We start from the raw sequence: 21621 nt of genomic DNA, 5'->3' as shown, positions 1-21621 counted from the left end.
CTCAATTAATGACAGAACCGATTATTGAATTTAAAGATTTTTCATTTAAATACAATAGCCAAGCTGAACCCACTCTTAAAAAGATTAATCTCAAAATTAATAAGGGTGAGAAAATTCTCTTGGCCGGACCTTCAGGCAGCGGCAAATCTACAATTGGTCGCTGCCTTAATGGTCTTATTCCAAATATTGATCAAGGCAACATCACAGGTAAATGCTTAGTAAACGGAAAAGATATTACTAAAACTAGTCTTTTTGACTTTTCATTTACTACTTCCACAATCTTACAAGATGCAGATAGCCAATTTATTGGTCTAACAGTTGGCGAAGATATTGCTTTTGCTCTTGAAAATGATTGCCAGCCTAAAGCCAAAATGCATCACACTGTAAACCAATGGGCAGAAGAACTCCAAATTAAAGAGCTTCTTAAACAATCGCCGCAAAGCCTTTCTGGCGGTCAAAAACAAATTGTTGCCCTAGCCGGCGTCTTGGTCGATGAATCACCAATTTTACTTTTCGACGAACCGCTTGCTAACCTTGATCCTGCTTCCGGACTCAAAACAATGGCTATTATCGATAAAATCCAAAAAGAACTTAATGCCACAGTTATTATTATTGAGCACCGTGTCGAAGAAGTTTTGAGTCAGCCAATTGATAGAATAGTTTTAGTTAATGATGGTCAAATTGTCGCCGATGAGCCTACTAATCAACTTCTTCATGAGAATAGTTTAGAAAAAATTGGCGTTCGTCAGCCGCTTTATTTAAAAGCGATGACAGCCGCAGGTATTAACTTAAGTTCAATTAAAAAGCTAGACAAAATTGCGGACTTACCTACTTCTGACTCAATTAGCCAAGAATTAGAAAATTGGGTTGATCAAGTTCCAGTTAAAGAAAGTACAGCTACTCATCAACCTTTATTAAAACTAGACCATGTCGGCCACCAATATAATAAAAATCAGCCTTATCCTTTAAAGGACGTTTCTGCTACCATCAATCAAGGCGATTTTATCTCAATTGTCGGTCAAAATGGTGCCGGTAAAACCACTTTATGTCGCATCATTTGTGGTTTTATTTCTAATGAAGGCAAAATTACACTTAAAGACCAAGATCTAGCTAATTTATCAATTAAAGAAAGAGCCGAAAAAATTGGCTATGTAATGCAAGATCCTAATCAAATGATCTCGCAAAAAATGATTTTTGATGAAATAGCTTTAGGATTACGTCTGCGTAACGTGGATGAAGAAACGATCAAACAAAAAGTAAATCAAACTTTAAAAATTTGCGGTCTTTATCCTTTCAGGCACTGGCCAATTTCTGCTCTTAGTTTTGGGCAGAAAAAACGTGTAACAATCGCTTCAATTTTAGTCTTAGAACCAGAAATCATTATTCTAGATGAGCCAACTGCTGGTCAAGATTGGAAGACATATACCGAAATTATGGGCTTTTTAAAACACTTGAACAAGCTAGGCAAGACCATCATTATCATCACGCACGATATGCACTTAATGCTCGAATATACTACACGCTCGCTTGCCTTCACTAAAGGAAAACTAATCGCTGATACAAGCCCGATTGAATTACTAACTAATCCTAAACTAATTAAAGAAGCGTCTTTAAAGAGAACGAGCTTATTTGAACTTGCGCAGCATTACGACTTGCCTGATCCAAATAAATTTGTGCAAGCCTACATTAATTCTGAACAAAAGAACTGGAAGGATGAAGATTATGAATGATAGTAAAATTTTAGGCTACCAGCCAGGGAATAGTTTTATCCATGCCTTGAATGCTACTACAAAGATGATCTTTTTAATTCTAGTTTCAGTTGCTTGCATGGTTACTTATGACACTCGCTTCTTAATTGCAATCTGTATCCTATCCTTGATCTTACTAAAAATAGCAGGTATTAAATGGAAACAGGTTTCTTTTATTGTTAAGTTCATTATTGTTTTTGCCATAATTAATATCTTGGCAGTTTTCATTTTTCAACCCACTTATGGCGAAAGCTTATACCATTCAAGAACAGTTTTAATCAATGCGGGATACTTTACCTTAACTGCTCAGGAATTATTTTATTTGCTTAACGTTAGTCTGAAGTATATCTGCTCTATTCCCCTAGTTCTGCTCTTTTTATTAACAACCAATCCTAGTCAATTTGCTGCTAGCTTAAATAAAATTGGTGTCAGCTACAAGGTTTCTTATGCCGTTTCTTTAGCCTTGCGCTATATCCCTAATATCCAGGAAAGTTACTGGTCAATTTCTGCTGCTCAACAAGCACGGGGAAATGAACTTTCTAAAAAAGCATCTCTTGGCAAGCGAATCCATGGAACATTAAACATTGTGACCCCGCTTATTTTTTCAAGTCTTGACCGTATTGATACGATCAGTACTGCCATGCAGCTTAGACGTTTCGGCTCAAAGAAAAAGCGGACTTGGTATGTAGCCGAAAAATTTAGCTTGGCTGACTATTTAGTTACTAGTCTAGCTTTCATTCTTGTTTTAGTTGTTATTTTGCTCTTTAAAGTCAATTCAGGACGCTTTTACAATCCATTTGTGTAAAAGTTTCTTTTACTGTTAAGATACGTTAAAATATATTAATAATAATGAAAGAGGGAGAGCTTATGAATAACTTTTCACAAGAACCAGAACGTCGTACAATCGTTGACGTAACTGGCTTAAATAGATTCTTAAGCAGAATGTACGGTATGATGACAATCGCCGTTTTAGTTTCTGCTTTAAGTGCTTACTTAACAATGACTGTCTTTAGAACTCAAGTAATGACTTTATTTGCTAGCAACCCAGCAATGACTTGGATTTTATTGTTAGTTCCACTTGCATTAACTTTTGGAATTAGCTTTAGAGCAACAAGAAATCCCGTAGCTAGCTTCGTCATGTTAATGATTATGGCAATTGTTTACGGAGTTGAATTCTCATTGATTGCTGGTGCCTATACTGGTCGCAGCATTGCTTCCGCATTCGTTGCTTCATCAACTGTTTTCATTACGATGGCAGTAATTGGTACAACTACTAAGAAGAACTTAAATAATCTCGGCTCTTATGCTTCTGCTGCCTTGATTGGTTTAATTGTTGCCATGCTTATCAACATGTTCTTAAGAAATCCAATGGTTTCTTACGTCTTTTCATTCATCGCAGTTATTATCTTCACTATCTTAACTGCTTGGGATGCACAAAGAATGAAGCAAATTTACGAAAACTACGGTGGTCAAGTTTCAGTTGATGGTTTGGCTGTTGCAGGTGCTTTAGCACTTTACCTAGATTTCGTTAACTTGTTCTTACAATTCTTACAAATCTTTGGATTTAGTGACAGAAATTAATAATATTTATGAAAAAATGCGAGGTGCTTTTGAAAGTTACCTCGCATTTTTATTTTGTGTTCAAATTTACAAAAAATTTCAAAATTTTTTTGTCCCTCTTCCTCCCCATTCTCATGCAATTTTTCCCAATACAAATAACAATCTATAGTGTTTTTATTCAAGAAAAATACTAGATATTGTGTTATCCTCTTAAGTGTCGACAAGATATTGTACTTAGGGAGAGATAAAAATATGTCTGATTTGAGAATCACACTTGATCCAGATTTCATTGCACAAACTAAAAAAGAAGTTACTCCTCACTGGGGTGAACTTGGTTGGGTTACTTATAAACGTACTTATGCTCGATGGCTCGATGATAAAAATCGCTCTGAAAATTGGGACGAAACTGTTAAACGCGTGATCGAAGGTAATATTAATCTTGACCCACGTTTAAAAAATGATCCTAGCGAAAAGACCATTCATGAATTAACAGCTGAAGCTAAACAGTTATTTCGCCTAGTCTATGGTCTAGCTGCTACTCCATCTGGTCGAAACTTATGGATCTCAGGGACTGATTATCAAAAGAGAAATGGCGATTCACTAAATAACTGCTGGTTTATTGCCATTCGTCCACAAAAATATGGTAATAGCCACATTGTTCCTGCTTATCTTACACAAGACCAAATTGCACCATCAATGCCTTTTTCATTTTTATTTGACCAATTAATGAAAGGTGGCGGCGTAGGCTTTTCTGTAGTTGACGAAAACATTAACCAAATTCCAAAACTTGATCAAAAAGTAGATTTGGCTATTGTTATTGACAAGAAGAGTAAGTCCTATGACGCATCCCTTAAGTTAGGCGCTACTGATCTTGATGAATGGAAAAAAGCTAATCAAGAAAAAGAAGATTACATTTACTACAAGCTCCCTGATACTCGTGAAGGTTGGGTCTTAGCGAATGCTCGTTTAATCGACATACATTTCAATTCAACTAATCCTGAGAACAAGAAAAAACTAGTACTTGATATCAGCGATATCCGCCCTTACGGAGCTAAAATTCATGGATTCGGTGGTACAGCTTCTGGTCCAATGCCACTAATCGAAATGCTCTTTGACATTAATCAAATTCTTAATGATCGTGCTGGTCAAAAACTAACTGCAGTTGATGCAACAGATATTTGCAACTTAATTGGTAAAACCGTCGTTGCTGGTAACGTTAGAAGAAGCGCAGAACTAGCACTTGGTTCAAGCGATAACCAAGCCTTCATTACTATGAAGCAAGATAAAAAGAAACTTTACCACCACCGCTGGGCATCAAATAATAGTGTTGCAATTAATTCTGAGTTTGATAACTATCAACCAATTGCTGACAGTATTCTACACAACGGTGAACCTGGTGTTGTTAATCTAGAATTATCCCGTAACTATGGCCGCATCAAAGATGGTTACCAAGCTGGAATTGATAGTGAAGTTGAAGGAACTAACCCTTGCGGAGAAATCTCCTTAGCTAATGGTGAACCATGTAACTTGTTTGAAGTCTTTCCTTTCATTGCTCAAAAACAAGGCTGGGATCTGAAAGAGGCCTTTAAACTAGCTGCTCGCTACACCAAGCGTGTTACCTTTAGCCCATATGATTGGGAAGTATCTCGTAAGATCATCAACAAGAATCGCCGGATTGGGGTTTCAATGTCTGGAATTCAAGACTGGATTTTATCTACTTTTGGTCACCGCGTAGTGACTGGCTTTAAGACTGCTACTGATTCAGAAACTGGTAAAGAAATTAAAGATCCAGTTTACGACCCTGAAATTATTAAAACAGTCGATGGTCTCTACCAAGCTGTTATTGATGCTGACAAAGACTATAGCCAAGAACTAAACTGTAACACCTCAATTAAGCACACTACAGTTAAGCCATCTGGTACTGTTGCTAAACTTGCTGGCGTTTCTGAAGGGATGCACTTCCACTATTCTGGCTACTTAATTCAACGTATTCGCTTCCAAGAAACCGATCCTCTTCTTCCAGCCTTAAAAGACTGTGGCTACAAAACTGAGCCTGACATTTACACGCCACATACAATTTGCGTTGAATTTCCAATTAAGGCAGCTAATGCTGACAGTGATAACTTTGCTTCTGCTGGAACTGTTTCAATTGCTGAACAATTTGCTACTCAAGCTTTCTTACAAACTTACTGGTCAGATAATGCGGTAAGTTGTACTATTACATTTCAAAATGATGAAAGCGATCAAATAGCTCCATTATTACATCAATATCGTCATGCAATTAAATCTACTTCACTTCTGCCTTACTATGGTGGCTCCTTAAAACAAGCTCCAAAAGAACCGATTAGTAAAGAGAAATACGAAAAAGCAGATAACCACATTACTGGTAATGTCGAAATAGTCTTTGAACAAACTAATGATGATCAAAAGGGTCTTGAATTAGTAGATCAAAGCGATTGTGATAATGGTGCTTGTCCAATCAAATAATAAGAGGAGTTTCTAGAAATGAAAAACACTAAAAAGTTAAGTATTTTTGCTGCAATTATTTTATTTTTTACCTTCAGTCTAACTGGTTGTCAAAATAATCAAGAAAAAGCTAAACCCAAAACTGACCAAATTACAGTTACTTACACACTAAAAGATAATAAAAAGACTTTTGCTAACAAAAAAGTTCACCTTAAAAAGAACTCTACTGTAGCTACTGGTCTTAAGAAAAACTGGAAAGTAAAGAGCCAAAAAGAATTTATTACTGCTATTGATGGTAAAAGTCAAAATTCTCAAAAAAAGATTTACTGGACTTATACAGTAAATGGCAAAATGGTAAACAAAAGTGCCTACCAACAAAAGCTTAAGAACAAGGATAAGGTAGTCTTTACCCGGAGTAAATATTAATGGCTACCGAAGAATTAGCTGGAACTAAGAGGCTCGCACTCTTAGGAGTTTTGACCGCCTTATGCGTTGTTTTGAGAATTTTCAAAATTATTCCGGTTCCTAATGTTCAACCAGTTACAACAATTATTATGCTTACTACTCTCTTTGTAAGTGGAGGGATGGGATTTGCCCTAGCTATCTTAACCATGATTATTTCTAATATTTTTCTTGGTTTTGGTATTTGGACAATTCCGCAAATTCTAGCTTACGGTGGTTGTGTTTTAACAATTCTACTATTTAAAAAGCTAACTCCCCTAACGAAATGGTTCTGGCTGCAATTAGCTCTGGTCGCATTTTTAGGAATTGAATATGGTATTTTAGTAGATTTAGGAATGACGATTTTCGGTGGTTTACCAGCCTTTATTGCATACTGGGCAGGTAGCATTTTATTTGATACCTATCATGCAATCGGCAATGTTGTTTTTTACTTACTTTTATATAAACCTATCTCTTTAGCACTTAAGCATTTCTTTGAGGATTAATATGACACTTAAAATTTATACTAAAGTCGGCGACCAGGGAAAAACCAAGCAAGTTAGCGGTAAGATGGTGCCAAAATATGACTTACAAATTGAAACTCTCGGCAATCTTGACGAACTCCAATCTTACTTAGGTGTAACAATCGCCAACTTATCAGATAACTGCCAAGTTCTAAAAGATGAACTACAAAAAAGGCAAAAAGAACTATATCAATTCCAAGCTGATATTGTCGTCAGACGACATCAAGAAATTACTCCAGATAAGGTAAAAGAATTGGAAAGTAGAATTGATAAGATTACACAGCAATATCCTAGGATTCCAGCTTTTATCCTTCCTGGTGGTTCACCCACCGCTGCCAATTTGCAGTATAGCCGTACATTGGCACGGCGCGCTGAACGATCACTAGTTGAACTAAATGACAAAAAGCAGCCAATTTCACCTTTTAATCTGGAATATATTAATCGCCTTTCTGACTATCTATTCACGCTAGCACGCTACGCTAATGTCTTAGATGGATATCAAGAAGTCAAAAGTAAATAAAAATGAACTCCGTTAGAATAAGATCTAGCGGAGTTTTTTTGTGATAGTTAAATTTGTAAATCAATTTTGCCTGCCCTATACTTAATTTATAAGTTTATATAAGGAGTTATTTATGACAGTTCATATCACGAATTTATATGGCATGGCAATGAATAGTGTTGCGCAATTAGCACAACAAATGGTCGCTAAAATCGGAGTCCAAATGGGAATGAACGAACTCGGTATTTACGCCTACCACTGGAAAGAAGAACCAGACCAAGCTAAGAGTACTCGTTTTGACGGCATTATTGCCTCCTTATCAGTCGGCGATACTGTTATCTTCCAATCCCCTAATTGGATAGCAATTGAATGGGATCAAGCTTTGATTGATCATGTTAATATGTCAAAAAAATCATTTTTATCCACGACGTTATTCCCTTAATGTTTGAAAGCAATCGATACTTGCTTCCTCAACATATTGACTACTACAACAAGGCAGATGTCTTAATCGTACCTTCTAAAAAAATGTACGACTTTTTAAGAGAAAATGGATTAAAAGAAAAACCTTATGTTGTACAGCATTTTTGGGATCACTATCCTTGTCAAATTAATTATTTTGTTACCCCGCAAAATAACAAGGTAATTAATTTTGCTGGTAATGCAGACAAGTTTGACTTTGTTAACAATTGGGGAAATCCACGCGTTAAGTTACAAGTCTTCTCAGATCCATGCAAAAAATTTGAAGATCAAAACTTAGAATTTATGGGTTGGAAAAATGATCCGATCTTACTTGAAGAATTACGTAGATCTGGTGGTTTCGGCCTAGTTTGGTCAGAAGAACCTTACTGGTCAGAATATATGACAATGAACACTTCATATAAACTTAGTACCTACCTTGCTGCTGGAATTCCAATTATTGTAAATAGCCAAACTCCCGAAGCAGAAACTATTAAACGTAAGAAAATAGGAATCATTGCTGATAGTTTAGCTGAAGCACAAGCCAAGGTTCTTCAAGTCAATGATGATGAATATAAAGAAATGACTGATAACGTGGAAAGCTTTGCTAAATTAATTCGTGAAGGTTATTTCACTAAAAAAGCCTTAGCCGATGCAGTAGTTAAAGCCAGATACGAATAAATTTTGTTCATTGTATGCCGAATTTAAATTAATCCATAATCTATATACAAAAGGGTTGCTAAGCTCTCAAATGCTCAGCAACCCTTTTTATTAGTTTTTCCACTTTTCAAGAATAGCCAGTTTTTGTAGTGTATCTCTGTATTTCAAATATTCTCCCTTATCTAACGCATGATTTTTCCATTTTTCTAACCGATACCGATAAGCAGATTCTTCATTACTCGTATCAAAACCAATTAAACGTAGAATTGTAATTCTTTCCTCAATTGATCGTAAAGGAAAGACATCAGTTTCACTTACACTGGCTGATACGCTTGATTTTAAAATACGATGCGTATAAATCGCTTTATTTTCATACGCAATTTTATTTGCAAGTAAATATATCTTCCATGTAGTCAAATCATCTTCTACTGGAACATTTTCAGGATAAACTATATTTTTAAATAAAGAGCGTTTATACAATTTATCCCATGGAACGGTAAAAACTAAAGACATATTGTAGTAATCAGTGCGATACTGCAAACTAAACCATTCTTTGATTGAATAATCTTTTTCAAAATAGCTATCTTTATTTAGCCAATAAGCAAAAGTCGACTTATCATCATAAAAAATGTTGAAATTCCCTGCTGCTATATCAGCCTTATTTTTTACGGCTAAGTTATACAAGTCTTCAATATGATGTTGATCAAGCCAATCGTCATGATCGACAAATAAAACGTATTCGCCAGTTGCTAGGGTAAGGCCTGCATTTCTGCTTGAACCAACCCCACCATTTTTCTTATGAAGAACTCTAATTTGATTATATTTTTCACGATATTCTTCACATATTTCTGGTGTATGATCAGTTGACCCATCATCTACTAAGATAATCTCTAAGTTAGTATAAGTTTGAGTCAGAACACTTTCTACACACTGCTTTAAATATTTTTCATCATTATATACTGGTATAATTACAGAAACTTTTTCACTAGTATCCATTTTAAACTTACTCAATTCTCTCTATTACCTGACTACTATAAGTCTTATCATGAATTGGCGCGATATTTGCATCACGATTAAATTCGGCCGTGTGCTTATTCTTTAATTTTACTTTATCAGTAACTCCCATTTTGAACCATTCATATTCTGAATCAATATGACCAATGTCAATCTTTTGATTATTAAGATCTTGCAAATCATCTACAATAACCTTAGCTGTAGGTCCAAGCATTAATAAGATCAACCGATTTTGGGCATTATTTCTAGTTGCCTGTTCAATTTGATCAATCTTTTCATATGAATTCTTAGCTGGACACAAAATTCTCTTAATTGATTTAGCATTATCAAATAAATCATTTCCTACGCCTGAACGTGAATACTTACCTTCCACAATTAAAACATCACGTTGATTCCAAATCTGTCTTAACTTTTCAAAATAACCAGGACTTTCGCTTTTATCGACTAAGTCAATATATGGCCTTGACACAAAAGTAGATCCATACCAATTTCTAGTTTGTTCTATTCGCTTCAAGAAAGCAGCATTCTGCGGGAAAAAGCGCTTCTTATAAGTTCTTTGAGCATAGTCATTGTAGCGTGCCAAATCTTCAAATACATCTGGCAAACAAATCAGCGTATTGTCGTAATTGCCGCTTAAAATAATACTTTCTAAGCGTAGAGCTAATTCTTTATTGTAGTCTTGATAAAAAATGGATTCACCACGAATAATATTAAATTCGCCATCTCCAAAACGAATGACTGACTTATGTTCATTCAAAATTAAGTCTAATGATTCATCAATATCTTTTACTTTAATGTCAAAAGCAGAAGTTTCCTTTTTCTTATCAATTATTTTTTTAATTGCCTCTACCATTTCATCTTGAGCGTCATTTGCGAAAACATAATATTTATCATAAGAAATATTATTATTTTTCGTTTCTTCAAAAGAAAGAATTGGCTTTTGCTGGTTAATAATTTTTTCGGTAACATCATCTTCCTTAAGATAGTTAATATCTAAAGAAAAGTCAGCATTGCTAATTAAATTATCTAAAGTTGGATTCATGACAAATGGATATAATTGGACATTGTCATACTTTACCAACTTTTCTAGGAGCCACGACATATTGGTATATGAAGCAATATTAAAGCGGACATTAGGTAATTTTTGAATTAACGACTCTAAATCTTTTGTTTCGGCAACACGAGCAAAAATAAATGTTTCAGCATCAAATTCTTTTCTTCTAATCTTGCTCTTATCGAATTTACCATAGTGCTTAACAATATCTGACCATTCTAAATTATGATATTGCCACCAATTATTTCTTAGATTTCCTGTTGAAACTAAATTAAACGGATTATCATCACCAGAATAGTTAATAATTCGAGGAATAGGCACCCTATTGTAATTATCAAAAACTACTTGTTTATTATTCCAATAAGCATTCTTTTCAAGACCAATCTGATAATTGTATGATAAGTTTAATTCACCAATTTGGTTTTTAAATACCTCATTAATAACCGCCTGATCACTAGCTACTGCTTGCTGCTTACTCATCTCAATCAGCTTAGAACTTACCTTTTTCTCACGCCAGCGCTTATTATTGATGAGCATCACTCCTGAGTTAAATTGGTCTGGATTTTGATAATCATGTACAGCAAACAGCATCTTATCATCAAAATTCATTTGGAAAATGCTTTGAAGATTATCAGTTACAATTAAGTCTGAATCAAGATAGAGAACCTTATCGGCTGAAATTAAATCAGGAATTAAAAAACGACCAAAAGAAATTTTCTTAATTTGATCAGAGCTAGGCTGAACATCACCTAAAAAATTCGGATCAATTTTTTCATCAATTATCTTACTTCCAAATTGGTTTACGTATTGATTAACGTTAACAAACCATTCATGTGGAATATTAAAGTTAATAATATGAATTTCTACATGTCGATTATGAAGAAAAATTGACTTAAGCGTTGTCTCAATTTTATTTAAATCGTTAACATCAGCATCTAATGCAATAGTATCCATTCATTCTCTTCTTTCTATAAGACTAGGTATCTCATAACTACTTGGCTAATTGTCTAATTCTTTGCACCATTTGATTTACTTGATCATCATCAAATACCTCATACCTTGAATATTTATTATTTTTATCTGCTGTTGATTCAAATGATAAGATTGGAATGTCTTTTTCTTTTATTTGTTCAACAATATCTTTTTCTTTATTTCCTTCATTTATATCTAGATAAATATTTGTATTCTTAAATAAATAATCCAGACGTTTTCCAATTACAAAAGGATACAAAGTAATATTAGGATATTTAGCCAAATGCTTTAAATTCCAAGCCATATCACTCCAAGCCGCAACATTAAAATGAAATTCTGGTAGCTTTTGCACTAATTCTTCTAAATGATCAATAATAGCTGAGTTAGTAAAAGTAAATATTTCTCCAGCAAAATGTCTTTCTTTTAGTTTATCCAAATTTAATGGCTTATACTTTTCTACTACTTGGCTTAACTCTAGATTTCGATAAAACCACCAAGTCTCCCTCATTCTTCCTTCAGAAAAGATATTGAACGGTTTATCATCTGAAATATAATGAATTATTTTTGGATTCTTTACTTTATCCAATATTTCAGTTGCTGTTTCTGTATTAGAATTATTTGACCAAAATAGAAATCTATCCGCACCAATTTGATAATTATATTTAAAAGATAAACTTCCGATTTCATCCTTAAACCAATTGTTAATTGTATCTTGGTCATCTTGCGGAAAATTATTTTTCCGAGCAAAATCTAACAGTTTTTCGCTCAAATTATGGTCTTTACGCAATTCCTGATTATTAATTAGTAAAACACCTGCATTTATCGAAGGTACAGGAAGATCTACTCTACTTTCATTTTTATTTCTAACATCAAAAATATGCGTGACTGCTAAAATCTTTTTTCCATTAAACTTGCGAGAAAATAGTTCATCAATTTCATCATCTACAACAAGATCGGAATCTAAATATAATACTCGATTTGCTTTAATTAATTTAGGTATTAATAAACGAGCATAAGTCATTTGATTAATATGTTTGAATCCAGAATTCAAATCATGCAATTCTTCGGGATCAAATTTCTCGTCAATAATTTTGGAATCAATTTGATTTGCATAACGATTAATATTTGCGAACCATTCTTGGGGAATATCATAGTTTAAAAGATGTATCTCTACGTTTTTTACATTGTATAAAATTGATTTTATTGTTGTTTCAATTTTATCGATATAACCATAGTTAGCACTTAAAGCAATTACTTTTTCCATTACTCTTACTCTTCCAAATTTTTAATCTCTTGCACCATTCGATCTACTTGGTCATTTCCAAATACCTTATAATTTGAATATTTACTATCTTTATTTGCAGTATCTTCAAAAGATAAAATTGGAATACCTTTTTCTTCTATTTGCCGTAAAACATTTTCATCTTTTTGATAATAATTAATATCTAAGTACAACTACACGGGCATAAATTATTGCAGGGTAAACAGTGACATTCGGATATTTCATTAGATTCAATAATCCTGTTGCAACTTCTGTATAAGCTGCAATATTAAAGTGAACTTCTGGTAATGCCTTAATTAGGCTTTCAAGATTTTGGATATTAGCAGAATAAGTAAAAATTAAGGCTTCCGTAGCAAACTTAGGTGCTCCTATTTTCATTGAATCAAAGATCGTAAATTTCTGGACAAGCTTTGATAACTCTAAATTACGATAAAACCACCATTTTTCTCGCATTATTCCCAAATAACAAAAATCTGATGGCTTTCCTTTCATAACATAATGGATGATTTTAGGGTCTTTAACTGAATTAAGAAGATTGATCATTCGCTGATCGTTTCTAGAATAAGCAAAATATGTCGCACCCACCTGATGGTTGTATTTATGAGGAAGCAAGCCAATCTTATCCTTGAAATATTCATTAATTATTTGCTGATCGCCATTGACGTAATTTTTACGACTCATTTTAATTAAATCGCGACTTACATTGTTCTTTTTTAATGCAGCATTATCTAAAACTAAAACTCCGGAATTTATTAAGCAGTTAGTTGTTGCATCTCCTTGATCGTCTGAATCAAAGATATCGCCTACTCCCAATATTTCTTTTCCATTAAAAGGAATTGTAAATAAGTCATCAATTGCATCATCCACAATTAAATCACTATCTAGGTATAAAACTCTATCTTCTGGTACCAATTTCGGAATTAAAAATCTAGCAAATCCCATTTCATTAATACCCGGTCTTGGACCCTGCGAATCGTTTAAAATTCCATGATCAAACTTTGCATCAATTACTTCAGAGCCAATCTGGTTAACATACTGATTAATATTAACAAACCATTCCTGTGGAATATCACAATTCAAAAGATAAATCTTTACATACTGGTTGTTATATAAAATTGATTTAATCGCAGTCTCTGCTTTATCCAGATACCCATAATCTGCGCATAAAGCGATTACTTTCATAACCTACTTCGCTTTCTATCTTTGTTTTATAACTATTATCTATTAATAATTATAATACTAATTATTAGTTATATATTTCAAATTTTAAAATAATTCACACGCATGTTATTAATAATAAAAATAGCTCTCTAAAGCTTTTAAAGGCCTTAGAGAGCTATTTTGGTATTTATTTTGAACAAGAAAAAGCCATAGCAAACAAGCTATGACCTTTTTCTGTTATCTTCTTCTCTTTCTATTCTTTTTGCGTCTTAAACCAAGTAAACCACCAACAGCAGTTGCAAGTAGACCAAGTAATGATGACGAATTCGTAGAAGCACCAGTTTGTGGCAACTTACGACGAGTATTCGTTCTTACCCGATGTTTCTTAGCACTAACTTGTTGTTCAGTTGATTCTGCTGGCTGTTTTTCTGGAGTAATGTTTACGCTAGTTTGTTCGCTGACAGATTCAGCAGGACGTGAAATAGATGGATTCGTAGTACTATTAATTGATTCTGAATTATTAGTATTACTGTTCGTTTCAGAAGTACTCTCAATTACTTCTGAGTGAGTAGGAATTGAAGTTGATTGACTAATTGAATTACTAATTGAAGCTTCACTTTCACTTAATGAATTGCTTAGGCTTCTACTCTGACTTGTTGAACCTTGTGAATGTCTTGGAGTATTAGAACCTGAATTACTTAAGCTGTTACTCAAACTTTCGCTCTCACTCAAGCTATTACTCAAACTCTCGCTTTGGCTCAATGAGTTACTCAAGCTTTCACTCTGACTCAAGGAGTTACTTAAGCTTTCACTTTGACTTAAGGAGTTAGACAAGCTTTCGCTTTGACTCAAGCTGTTGCTCATGCTTTCACTTTGACTCAAGCTGTTACTCAAGCTCTCGCTTTGACTCAATGAGTTGGACAAACTCTCACTCTGACTCAAGGAGTTAGATAAGCTTTCACTCTGACTTAAGGAGTTACTCAAACTCTCGCTCTGACTCAAGCTGTTGCTTAAGCTTTCGCTTTGACTCAAGGAGTTGCTTAGGCTTTCACTCTGGCTCAATGAGTTACTCAAGCTTTCACTCTGGCTTAAGCTGTTATTCAAGCTCTCACTTTGGCTCAATGAGTTGGACAAGCTCTCGCTCTGGCTCAAGCTGTTACTCAAGCTTTCACTCTGACTTAAGCTGTTACTCAAGCTTTCACTCTGACTCAAGGAGTTACTCAAACTCTCGCTTTGACTGAGTGAATTGCTTAAGCTTTCGCTCTGGCTTAGGGAGTTACTCAAGCTTTCACTTTGGCTCAAGGAGTTAGACAAGCTTTCGCTTTGGCTGAGTGAATTGCTTAAGCTTTCGCTCTGGCTTAGGGAGTTACTCAAGCTTTCGCTTTGACTTAAGGAGTTAGACAAGCTTTCGCTCTGACTTAAGGAGTTGCTTAGGCTTTCGCTCTGACTGAGTGAATTACTTAAGCTTTCACTCTGGCTCAATGAGTTAGACAAGCTCTCACTCTGACTCAAGGAGTTACTTAAACTTTCACTTTGGCTCAAGCTGTTGCTCAAACTCTCACTCTGGCTCAAGCTGTTGCTCAAACTCTCGCTTTGGCTCAATGAGTTAGACAAGCTCTCACTCTGACTCAATGAATTAGACAAGCTCTCGCTCTGGCTGAGTGAGTTACTCAAGCTTTCACTTTGGCTCAAGGAGTTACTCAAGCTCTCACTCTCACTCAATGAATTAGACAAACTCTCGCTCTGGCTCAATGAATTACTCAAGCTTTCGCTTTGACTCAAGGAATTACTCAAGCTTTCGCTCTGGCTCAAGGAGTTACTCAAGCTCTCGCTTTGGCTCAAGGAGTTACTCAAACTCTCACTTTGACTCAGTGAGTTACTTAAGCTTTCACTTTGGCTAAATGAATTACTCAAGCTCTCGCTCTGGCTTGTTGAATGACTTAGACTCTCACTTTGACTGAGTGACCTACTGGTACTTTCACTTTGTCTAATTGAATTACTTAAGCTTCTACTTATACTTCCTGAAGTAGCTTCACTAATACTTAATGATTCACTTCTACTTTCGGATCTTTGAATTGAATAACTATTTGAAATACTATTAGATACACTCTGACTTGCGCTAATGCTTTGAATATCTGTGTAATGTAAATAAACTTTGAAAATTAGTTGCTTATTAACCAGCGTACCATAATCATAGTTGGCTAAGTTTTTAGGAGTGGTTATGTTTCCAGAAGGATCCTCTACTTTTTCAAGACTATAACCTTGTTTTTCTAGATCTTCTAGGGTTTTATTAGCATCTTTAAATGAAATTGGATCACCTGCTGCACCGGAAGTAGTATTAGTTGCTGTAGGAATCAAAATCGGGTTAGCTGGATCGTTATCATTATAAAATTCAAGCGTAGCAGTTCTTGTATTGCTTGAATCAGCATCGTTAGAAAGACTATTATTAGTAGTATTTTCATTAGCATATGCTGACCAATCCCCTGCATCAGGATGTATCTCGACTGAACTTGTGCTTCCTGTAGTACTAATCTTTTGAATATTACCTTGTGGTGCTTTAGTATTTATTAATGCATTTTGCAATACTGTATTCGAAGTAGCAACACCGGTGTAGTTTTTCTCCTTAATCGCATTATCTTCATCTTGTTGATAAGATTGAATATCTGCTGGTTTCGTAAATCCATCTGCACTTACGGTTAACAACTTAAGTTCACCTAACAATTTCGCATCTGGGTTAGCAAGCTTAATATGGTAAACAGCTGTAATAATTCCATCAGTTTTAGTAATCTTTGGGTCGTCAACAGTAACTCCTGATTTAATTCTATCTGAAGAGTCTTGAGTATAAGCTAAAGAATAATTACTTCCTGCAACTTTAGTTTGTCCCAGAACGTTTTGCTTATACTGAGCAAGAATTCCACTCTTACCATCAGGACCTACAATTTGGTTCTTTACATCAGCCCCAGTTTCCCAACTGTACTTAAAGTTACTATTATCTCCAACTTTAACAGTTAAATAAAAATCAGTACCGGTATCATTATCTGGCTGTAATTTACCGTTGGAATCTTGTGCATCGCTTGTAGCAATTTTAAAAGTAACAGTGTTAAACCAACCATTATTCGTATATGTATTCTTAGAGGTCCAAGTTCTAACATTTGGAACACCAATACTAAATTCAGTATCCTTATTATAATCTAAATATTTTTCAGTATAGACTTTTTGTCCTTGAATATACAACCCACTAGTAAATTTGTAAGAACCATCACCTATATTAATATCGTTCTGCGGTGCATAAGAAATTTTTTCTCCATCTTCAGACTGTGTTGTAGTTCCTTCATAAACAAAAGTTTTACCCAGGTTATTCTTATCGCTTTGATCAATATTAATAGATGGATTTTGCGAAGTTGGATTCCCCCATCTTAATATAGGAGTTAAAGTTAAGTTGTTATTCCCCGAAGTGTATTCAGCAGCATTAGAATTAAATACTATTCTATAATATGTTCCCATCTTATATGCTGTAGCAATTTGTGTACCATCGGGTGCCTTAAGCGGTATGTTTTCATTAGCTAAAAGGGTATCGTATGGCACAACGTTACCATCGCTAGTAGGTAATCCTAACTTAACATCAATATATTGACCGCTTTTAATAGCTGAATTTTGCTTTGGTGTAATCGTAAACGTAAGTTGTTCATATCCAGCATGGCCTGTTGTACCTTTATGTAGAGTTACAGAAGGATTAGTAATGCTATATTCACTCTTATCAAGTGCTGTAGTACCAGTATTAATAGTATAAGTTAGACTTGCCGAACTATCCGAAGGATCCTTGTCAGGATGAGTCCAATTAACAGTTTGCGGACTTTGGACAACATTTATATCCTTATTACCTACATGGAAAGTATAAGTACCATTGCTAGGCTGAGCATAATCAGAAACTTCTGAAACTAGAGGTGCGGTTAAGTTCGAATAAGTATGACTACCACCATTCTGCTCAGTTGGGGTTAAGGTTAATCTTACAGATCCGCTAATACTATCTGTTCCCCAGTTTGGTGTCCCCCCCCTTTAACGAAATTTCAAATAGTTGTTGCCCATTCGAATCAGTACCTAAAGACTCAATGGTGGCATTCTTTATAGGCGAAAAATCATTTGTAGTTGCTGTAAAACCAGCTGGAATCATTACAATAAATTTTGGATTCTGAACAGTCGAATTGCCCCAAGTTGATAAACGGAATGTATATTCAGGAATTGTATCGCCAACATTAAATATTTTGCCATTAGCATCAAAATTTGCAGTACCAGTAAATTCTGGAATTGCAGTTGTATCAATGCCGTACTGAATCCCCTGGTAATAGCTACTTTTAACAACATTGATATTTTTCCCTGCAGCTGTGAAGGTATAATGATTGCTATCACCGGTTGCACTAGGATTAGCATCATCGGCTAATTCAGAAACAATTGGAGCTCCAGATGGATCATAGGAATAGTATTTCTTAGGTGCAGTTGGATCAAAGGATAATTTAAACTGACCACCAAAATTATTTGCTGGATCCCAACTTGGGTTAAAGTTTAATGTGACTTTGAAGAGTTGCTCGCCATTTGGCCCAATTTTACCTAAATCCTGAATTGAATAGTCTTTATTTGTATTAGATCCATTAAACGTTCCATTAAAATAATTTCCTGGATTAGCAGGAATCAAGTCAAAACCAGACGTACTTGAAGTAAATCCCTTAGGAATCATTACAATGAATTGTGGGTTATTTACTGTTGAAGTTCCACTTGTGGATAAACGAACTGAAAGAGTAGGAAGATTTGTACTCGTTGATGTGTAATTAATCCCATTACCTGAAACGAATTCTTTATTAGACGTATTTAAATTACCAAAAGCTGCATCACCGGTAAAGTTAGGTAGAACGTTCTTCTCAATTCCATAATTAATAGATGTATTACTACTTGCGGTAATTTGAACTGCTTTTCCATCAATAGTTAAAGTTCCTGTACTTGGCGATTTTGTATCACTAGATAGCTCAGCCACAACTGGATTATCTTTCCCATAAGTATAAGAGCCAGCTTGTGATGGATCTAATTTTAATTTGAATTGACCTGCGAAATTATCTTCCCACTTAGGGTTATAAGCTAATTTTATTTGAAATACTTGTTCACCTTTTGGTCCGATATTTCCTAATGATTTAATACTATAATCATTTAAGTGATTCTGCGGACTCCCGCTAAAGTAACCTCCACCACCAAAATAATTACTTGGATCCTTAGTTAACACACTAAAGTCATTAATACTAGAAGTAAAACCTTTAGGAATTATTACATAAAACGTTGGATCATTTACTGTTGAAGTTCCGTTTGTACTAAGTTGTACCGAAAGTGTTGGAATATTCGTGCTTGTTGACGTGTAATTAATTCCATTACCTGAAACAAATTGATTAGAAGAATTTAAATTACCAAAGACAGCCTTACCAGTAAAGTCTGGTAACTGTGCATCATTGATGTAGTAACTTACATTAGTTGCATTGCTGCTCTTTACTACATCATAAGTTGTGCCATTAACAGTAATTGTCGCCGTACCCGCTGTGCTTTGTCCATCGCTAGCAAGCTCAGTTACTAATGGAGTATTGCTATCATACTTGTGATTGCCTTTAGTGCTTGCACTTGAATCTACAGCTAACTTAAATTGCAAGCCTAAATCTTTATTATCACTTTCAGATGGATTAAAATTCAGCTTTACGCTATAAATTTTTTCACCATTACTGTTCGTTCCTAACGATTCAACAGTATACTTCTCGCTCTCAGTAAAACTATTAGTACCTTTAAAATTACCATCAAAATACTTACTTACAGTATTAGATGAAATTAAGTTATGACCAGTTACCTTAAATCCTTTAGGAATTGTAACGATAAATTGTGGATTAGTAACATTGGTAGTACCGTTTGTTGATAGTCGAACGTTTAAAGTCGGTAACTCATCCGTTGGAGTATCTGCTGTATAGTTAGTATTATTTGCTGAAACGAATGTAGTTCCATTTGAAAGGTTGCCCAAAGTAGCAGTACCAGTGAATGTTGGCTTTAAAGCTTGATTTACAGCATAATTTATTGAATACCCATATCCACTTGTTACAACATCTGTCTTCTTACCATCAATATTCAATGAAGTACTACCAAATGAAGTGGTACCATCACTTGCCAACTCAGATATTATTGGAACTATATTTGAGTTATCTAGACTATAACTATACTGTCCAACTTGATTTGGATCCAATGTTAGCTCAAATTGTCCGCCAAAATTATTATTCCAATAAGGATTAGAAGTTAGCGTTATGCTAAATATTTGTTCTCCATTAGGTCCTATTTCTCCTAAATCCTTAATAGAATATGTACTAGGATCAAATTTTTCCGGACCGCTGAATCCTGCACTAAACGGATAAGTGTATCTATTATTACCTAATTGGCTAAAAGCAGTAACACTTGACTTAAATCCTTTAGGAATCATTACAAAAAATTGTTGACTACTCAAAGTAGTTGAACCGTTAGTAGAAACTCTAACTGCTAAATTTGGAGCAGGTGTAGTAGCGGTATAGGATAAATCGTTGCCTGAAACAAACTTTCCATCTGAACCAATACGACCAAAAGCTACTGTGCCAGTAAATTGAGCTTTAACAGTACTATCCGTAGCTGCCAAATTTACAAAGTTAGCAGCTAAAGCAACTGGTAATTGAGAATTTGAATTATTCGAAGTGGAATTATTACTAGAAACACTATTAAAGGCTAATGGTAAGTTAGACAATGAAGAAAGATCATTACTTAAATTAAGACTTGCCTGTAAGTTGGTCGTAATATCATTAGAAGTAGAAGCATATGTAGAACTTTGTTCTTGATTAGCAGAAGTAGAATTATTTGAAAGAGAGTTTTCGGCACTCCGTCTATTATTTTGTCCACTCTTCTTTACATTTGCAGTTTCAGATTGACTCGCTTTACTGTCTGATTTATGTGAAGTACTCGTTGCTTGCTTATTAGACTTAGCTTCTTTTTCTTTACTTTTAGCTAAGCTTAATGAATTAAGCGCACTTTCAGATTCACTTAATGAATGACTTAAAGATTCCGATTGGCTAATTGACTGACTCAAAGATTTTGAAAGACTTTGAGATAGTTGTGTACTTTTAGAAGCTGAAGTTGATTTAGTTTTATCTTCAGAAGCGCTAATACTAAAAGTCTTACTATCAGACTTGCTACCAGTAGTATCTGACGCACCACTCTTGATAAAGTCAGAAACTGATCCAACAACTTGTGACTTTGGATCAACGGAAGTTTGAGCCGCATATACTCGCCCATTCGGAAGCAGGGCTCCACCAGTTGCTCCAACGCCAAGAATTGTAGCTAGACCTGCAATATCCTTCAGATAAGAAGTTGCATCATCTTTGTCATCTCTAATTGCATTAGGATCAACATAATGTTTAACATGTTTTTGAAGTTTTCTATTTTTAAAATATCTTCTCATAAGTTATGCCTCTAATGTATTTATTCCTAGTAGTAATATTTTAATCATAACTAAGTTATATAACTATTAAATTAATAGCAGTATCTGAATCTATAATACATCATTTGTTATTAAATGACACATAAAATTTAATATATTATTTGATGATATTTGTTAATTTTTAGCGAGCTTAAATATATTTAATTAATATTTTTATTTTTCGAGTTCTTCACACCGTTATATTATCTTCTTTCTTGCAAACATAACATCGAACAAACCATTTTTATAAAAAAACGACAAAAAATAA

Annotated in this window: 14 protein-coding genes and 1 pseudogene; 8 read left to right on the top strand and 7 right to left on the bottom strand. The window is 34.5% G+C overall.

All coding sequences use genetic code 11. The features are described 5' to 3' along the window. Positions 1–8 precede the first annotated feature (8 nt). From AB5359_RS09395 to AB5359_RS09360, 8 genes and pseudogenes are all read left to right on the top strand, one after another. Entirely contained in the window at positions 9–1730 is a 1722-nt protein-coding gene (locus AB5359_RS09395) for an ABC transporter ATP-binding protein (protein WP_039155854.1), read from the top strand. Further along, positions 1723–2553: an energy-coupling factor transporter transmembrane protein EcfT gene (locus AB5359_RS09390; RefSeq protein WP_048687340.1), complete on the top strand. Its 831-nt coding sequence runs from the start codon at positions 1723–1725 to the stop codon at positions 2551–2553. Before AB5359_RS09395 ends, AB5359_RS09390 begins: the two co-directional genes overlap by 8 nt. Before the next feature lie 62 nt (positions 2554–2615). Further along, positions 2616–3329: a Bax inhibitor-1/YccA family protein gene (locus tag AB5359_RS09385; RefSeq protein WP_035429542.1), complete on the top strand. Its 714-nt coding sequence runs from the start codon at positions 2616–2618 to the stop codon at positions 3327–3329. Positions 3330–3560: 231 nt separating this feature from the next. Next, positions 3561–5795, top strand: coding sequence for a ribonucleoside-triphosphate reductase, adenosylcobalamin-dependent (gene nrdJ, locus AB5359_RS09380; RefSeq protein WP_048687343.1), 2235 nt, complete (start codon positions 3561–3563; stop codon positions 5793–5795). Between the two features lie 18 nt (positions 5796–5813). Further along, the gene (locus AB5359_RS09375) at positions 5814–6200 is read left to right on the top strand and encodes a DUF4430 domain-containing protein (RefSeq protein ID WP_048687345.1); all 387 of its coding nucleotides are present in this window, start codon (positions 5814–5816) and stop codon (positions 6198–6200) included. Next, the gene (locus tag AB5359_RS09370; protein ID WP_003648296.1) at positions 6200–6721 is read left to right on the top strand and encodes an ECF transporter S component; all 522 of its coding nucleotides are present in this window, start codon (positions 6200–6202) and stop codon (positions 6719–6721) included. Before AB5359_RS09375 ends, AB5359_RS09370 begins: the two co-directional genes overlap by 1 nt. Position 6722: 1 nt before the next feature. Beyond that, a complete protein-coding gene (locus AB5359_RS09365) occupies positions 6723–7259 on the top strand; it encodes a cob(I)yrinic acid a,c-diamide adenosyltransferase (protein WP_048687346.1) in 537 nt (178 codons plus the stop codon). Positions 7260–7371: 112 nt separating this feature from the next. Further along, positions 7372–8375 (top strand): annotated as a pseudogene (locus AB5359_RS09360) (sugar transferase). Between the two features lie 90 nt (positions 8376–8465). Here AB5359_RS09360 and AB5359_RS09355 read toward each other — a convergent pair. The 7 genes from AB5359_RS09355 to AB5359_RS09325 form a co-directional block, all read right to left on the bottom strand. Next, positions 8466–9350: a glycosyltransferase family 2 protein gene (locus tag AB5359_RS09355; protein ID WP_368279905.1), complete on the bottom strand. Its 885-nt coding sequence runs from the start codon at positions 9348–9350 to the stop codon at positions 8466–8468. A gap of 7 nt (positions 9351–9357) precedes the next feature. Continuing rightward, positions 9358–11376 (bottom strand): SP_1767 family glycosyltransferase, encoded by a 2019-nt coding sequence (locus AB5359_RS09350; RefSeq protein ID WP_048687353.1) that lies wholly within the window; start codon positions 11374–11376, stop codon positions 9358–9360. A gap of 37 nt (positions 11377–11413) precedes the next feature. Continuing rightward, positions 11414–12658: a glycosyltransferase gene (locus AB5359_RS09345; protein WP_048687355.1), complete on the bottom strand. Its 1245-nt coding sequence runs from the start codon at positions 12656–12658 to the stop codon at positions 11414–11416. A 5-nt stretch (positions 12659–12663) separates the two neighbouring features. Continuing rightward, complete coding sequence (locus AB5359_RS09340) at positions 12664–12849, bottom strand: hypothetical protein (protein WP_232001012.1); 186 nt, start codon at positions 12847–12849, stop codon at positions 12664–12666. Continuing rightward, a complete protein-coding gene (locus AB5359_RS09335) occupies positions 12833–13858 on the bottom strand; it encodes a glycosyltransferase family 8 protein (RefSeq protein ID WP_368279904.1) in 1026 nt (341 codons plus the stop codon). Before AB5359_RS09335 ends, AB5359_RS09340 begins: the two co-directional genes overlap by 17 nt. A 216-nt stretch (positions 13859–14074) precedes the next feature. Continuing rightward, on the bottom strand, positions 14075–17422 hold the full coding sequence (locus AB5359_RS09330) for an LPXTG cell wall anchor domain-containing protein (RefSeq protein WP_368279903.1): 3348 nt from the start codon (positions 17420–17422) through the stop codon (positions 14075–14077). 439 nt (positions 17423–17861) lie between these two features. Continuing rightward, the gene (locus AB5359_RS09325; RefSeq protein ID WP_077410477.1) at positions 17862–21335 is read right to left on the bottom strand and encodes a hypothetical protein; all 3474 of its coding nucleotides are present in this window, start codon (positions 21333–21335) and stop codon (positions 17862–17864) included. Positions 21336–21621: the final 286 nt, after the last annotated feature.

It is taken from the genome of Lactobacillus sp. RTP31084st1_F9_RTP31084_210423 (genome assembly GCF_040919545.1).
Taxonomy (GTDB): domain Bacteria; phylum Bacillota; class Bacilli; order Lactobacillales; family Lactobacillaceae; genus Lactobacillus; species Lactobacillus paragasseri.
Note: the sequence above shows the minus strand (reverse complement) of the source record. Positions and strands in the feature narration are given on the sequence as shown.

Bases quoted from the DNA above. Each gene is read 5' to 3' on its own strand.
- AB5359_RS09395 (WP_039155854.1), top strand. From the start codon at position 9: ATGACAGAACCGATTATTGAATTTAAAGATTTTTCATTTAAATACAAT.
- AB5359_RS09390 (WP_048687340.1), top strand. From the start codon at position 1,723: ATGAATGATAGTAAAATTTTAGGCTACCAGCCAGGGAATAGTTTTATC.
- AB5359_RS09385 (WP_035429542.1), top strand. From the start codon at position 2,616: ATGAATAACTTTTCACAAGAACCAGAACGTCGTACAATCGTTGACGTA.
- nrdJ (WP_048687343.1), top strand. From the start codon at position 3,561: ATGTCTGATTTGAGAATCACACTTGATCCAGATTTCATTGCACAAACT.
- AB5359_RS09375 (WP_048687345.1), top strand. From the start codon at position 5,814: ATGAAAAACACTAAAAAGTTAAGTATTTTTGCTGCAATTATTTTATTT.
- AB5359_RS09370 (WP_003648296.1), top strand. From the start codon at position 6,200: ATGGCTACCGAAGAATTAGCTGGAACTAAGAGGCTCGCACTCTTAGGA.
- AB5359_RS09365 (WP_048687346.1), top strand. From the start codon at position 6,723: ATGACACTTAAAATTTATACTAAAGTCGGCGACCAGGGAAAAACCAAG.
- AB5359_RS09355 (WP_368279905.1), bottom strand. From the start codon at position 9,350: ATGGATACTAGTGAAAAAGTTTCTGTAATTATACCAGTATATAATGAT.
- AB5359_RS09350 (WP_048687353.1), bottom strand. From the start codon at position 11,376: ATGGATACTATTGCATTAGATGCTGATGTTAACGATTTAAATAAAATT.
- AB5359_RS09345 (WP_048687355.1), bottom strand. From the start codon at position 12,658: ATGGAAAAAGTAATTGCTTTAAGTGCTAACTATGGTTATATCGATAAA.
- AB5359_RS09335 (WP_368279904.1), bottom strand. From the start codon at position 13,858: ATGAAAGTAATCGCTTTATGCGCAGATTATGGGTATCTGGATAAAGCA.
- AB5359_RS09325 (WP_077410477.1), bottom strand. From the start codon at position 21,335: ATGAGAAGATATTTTAAAAATAGAAAACTTCAAAAACATGTTAAACAT.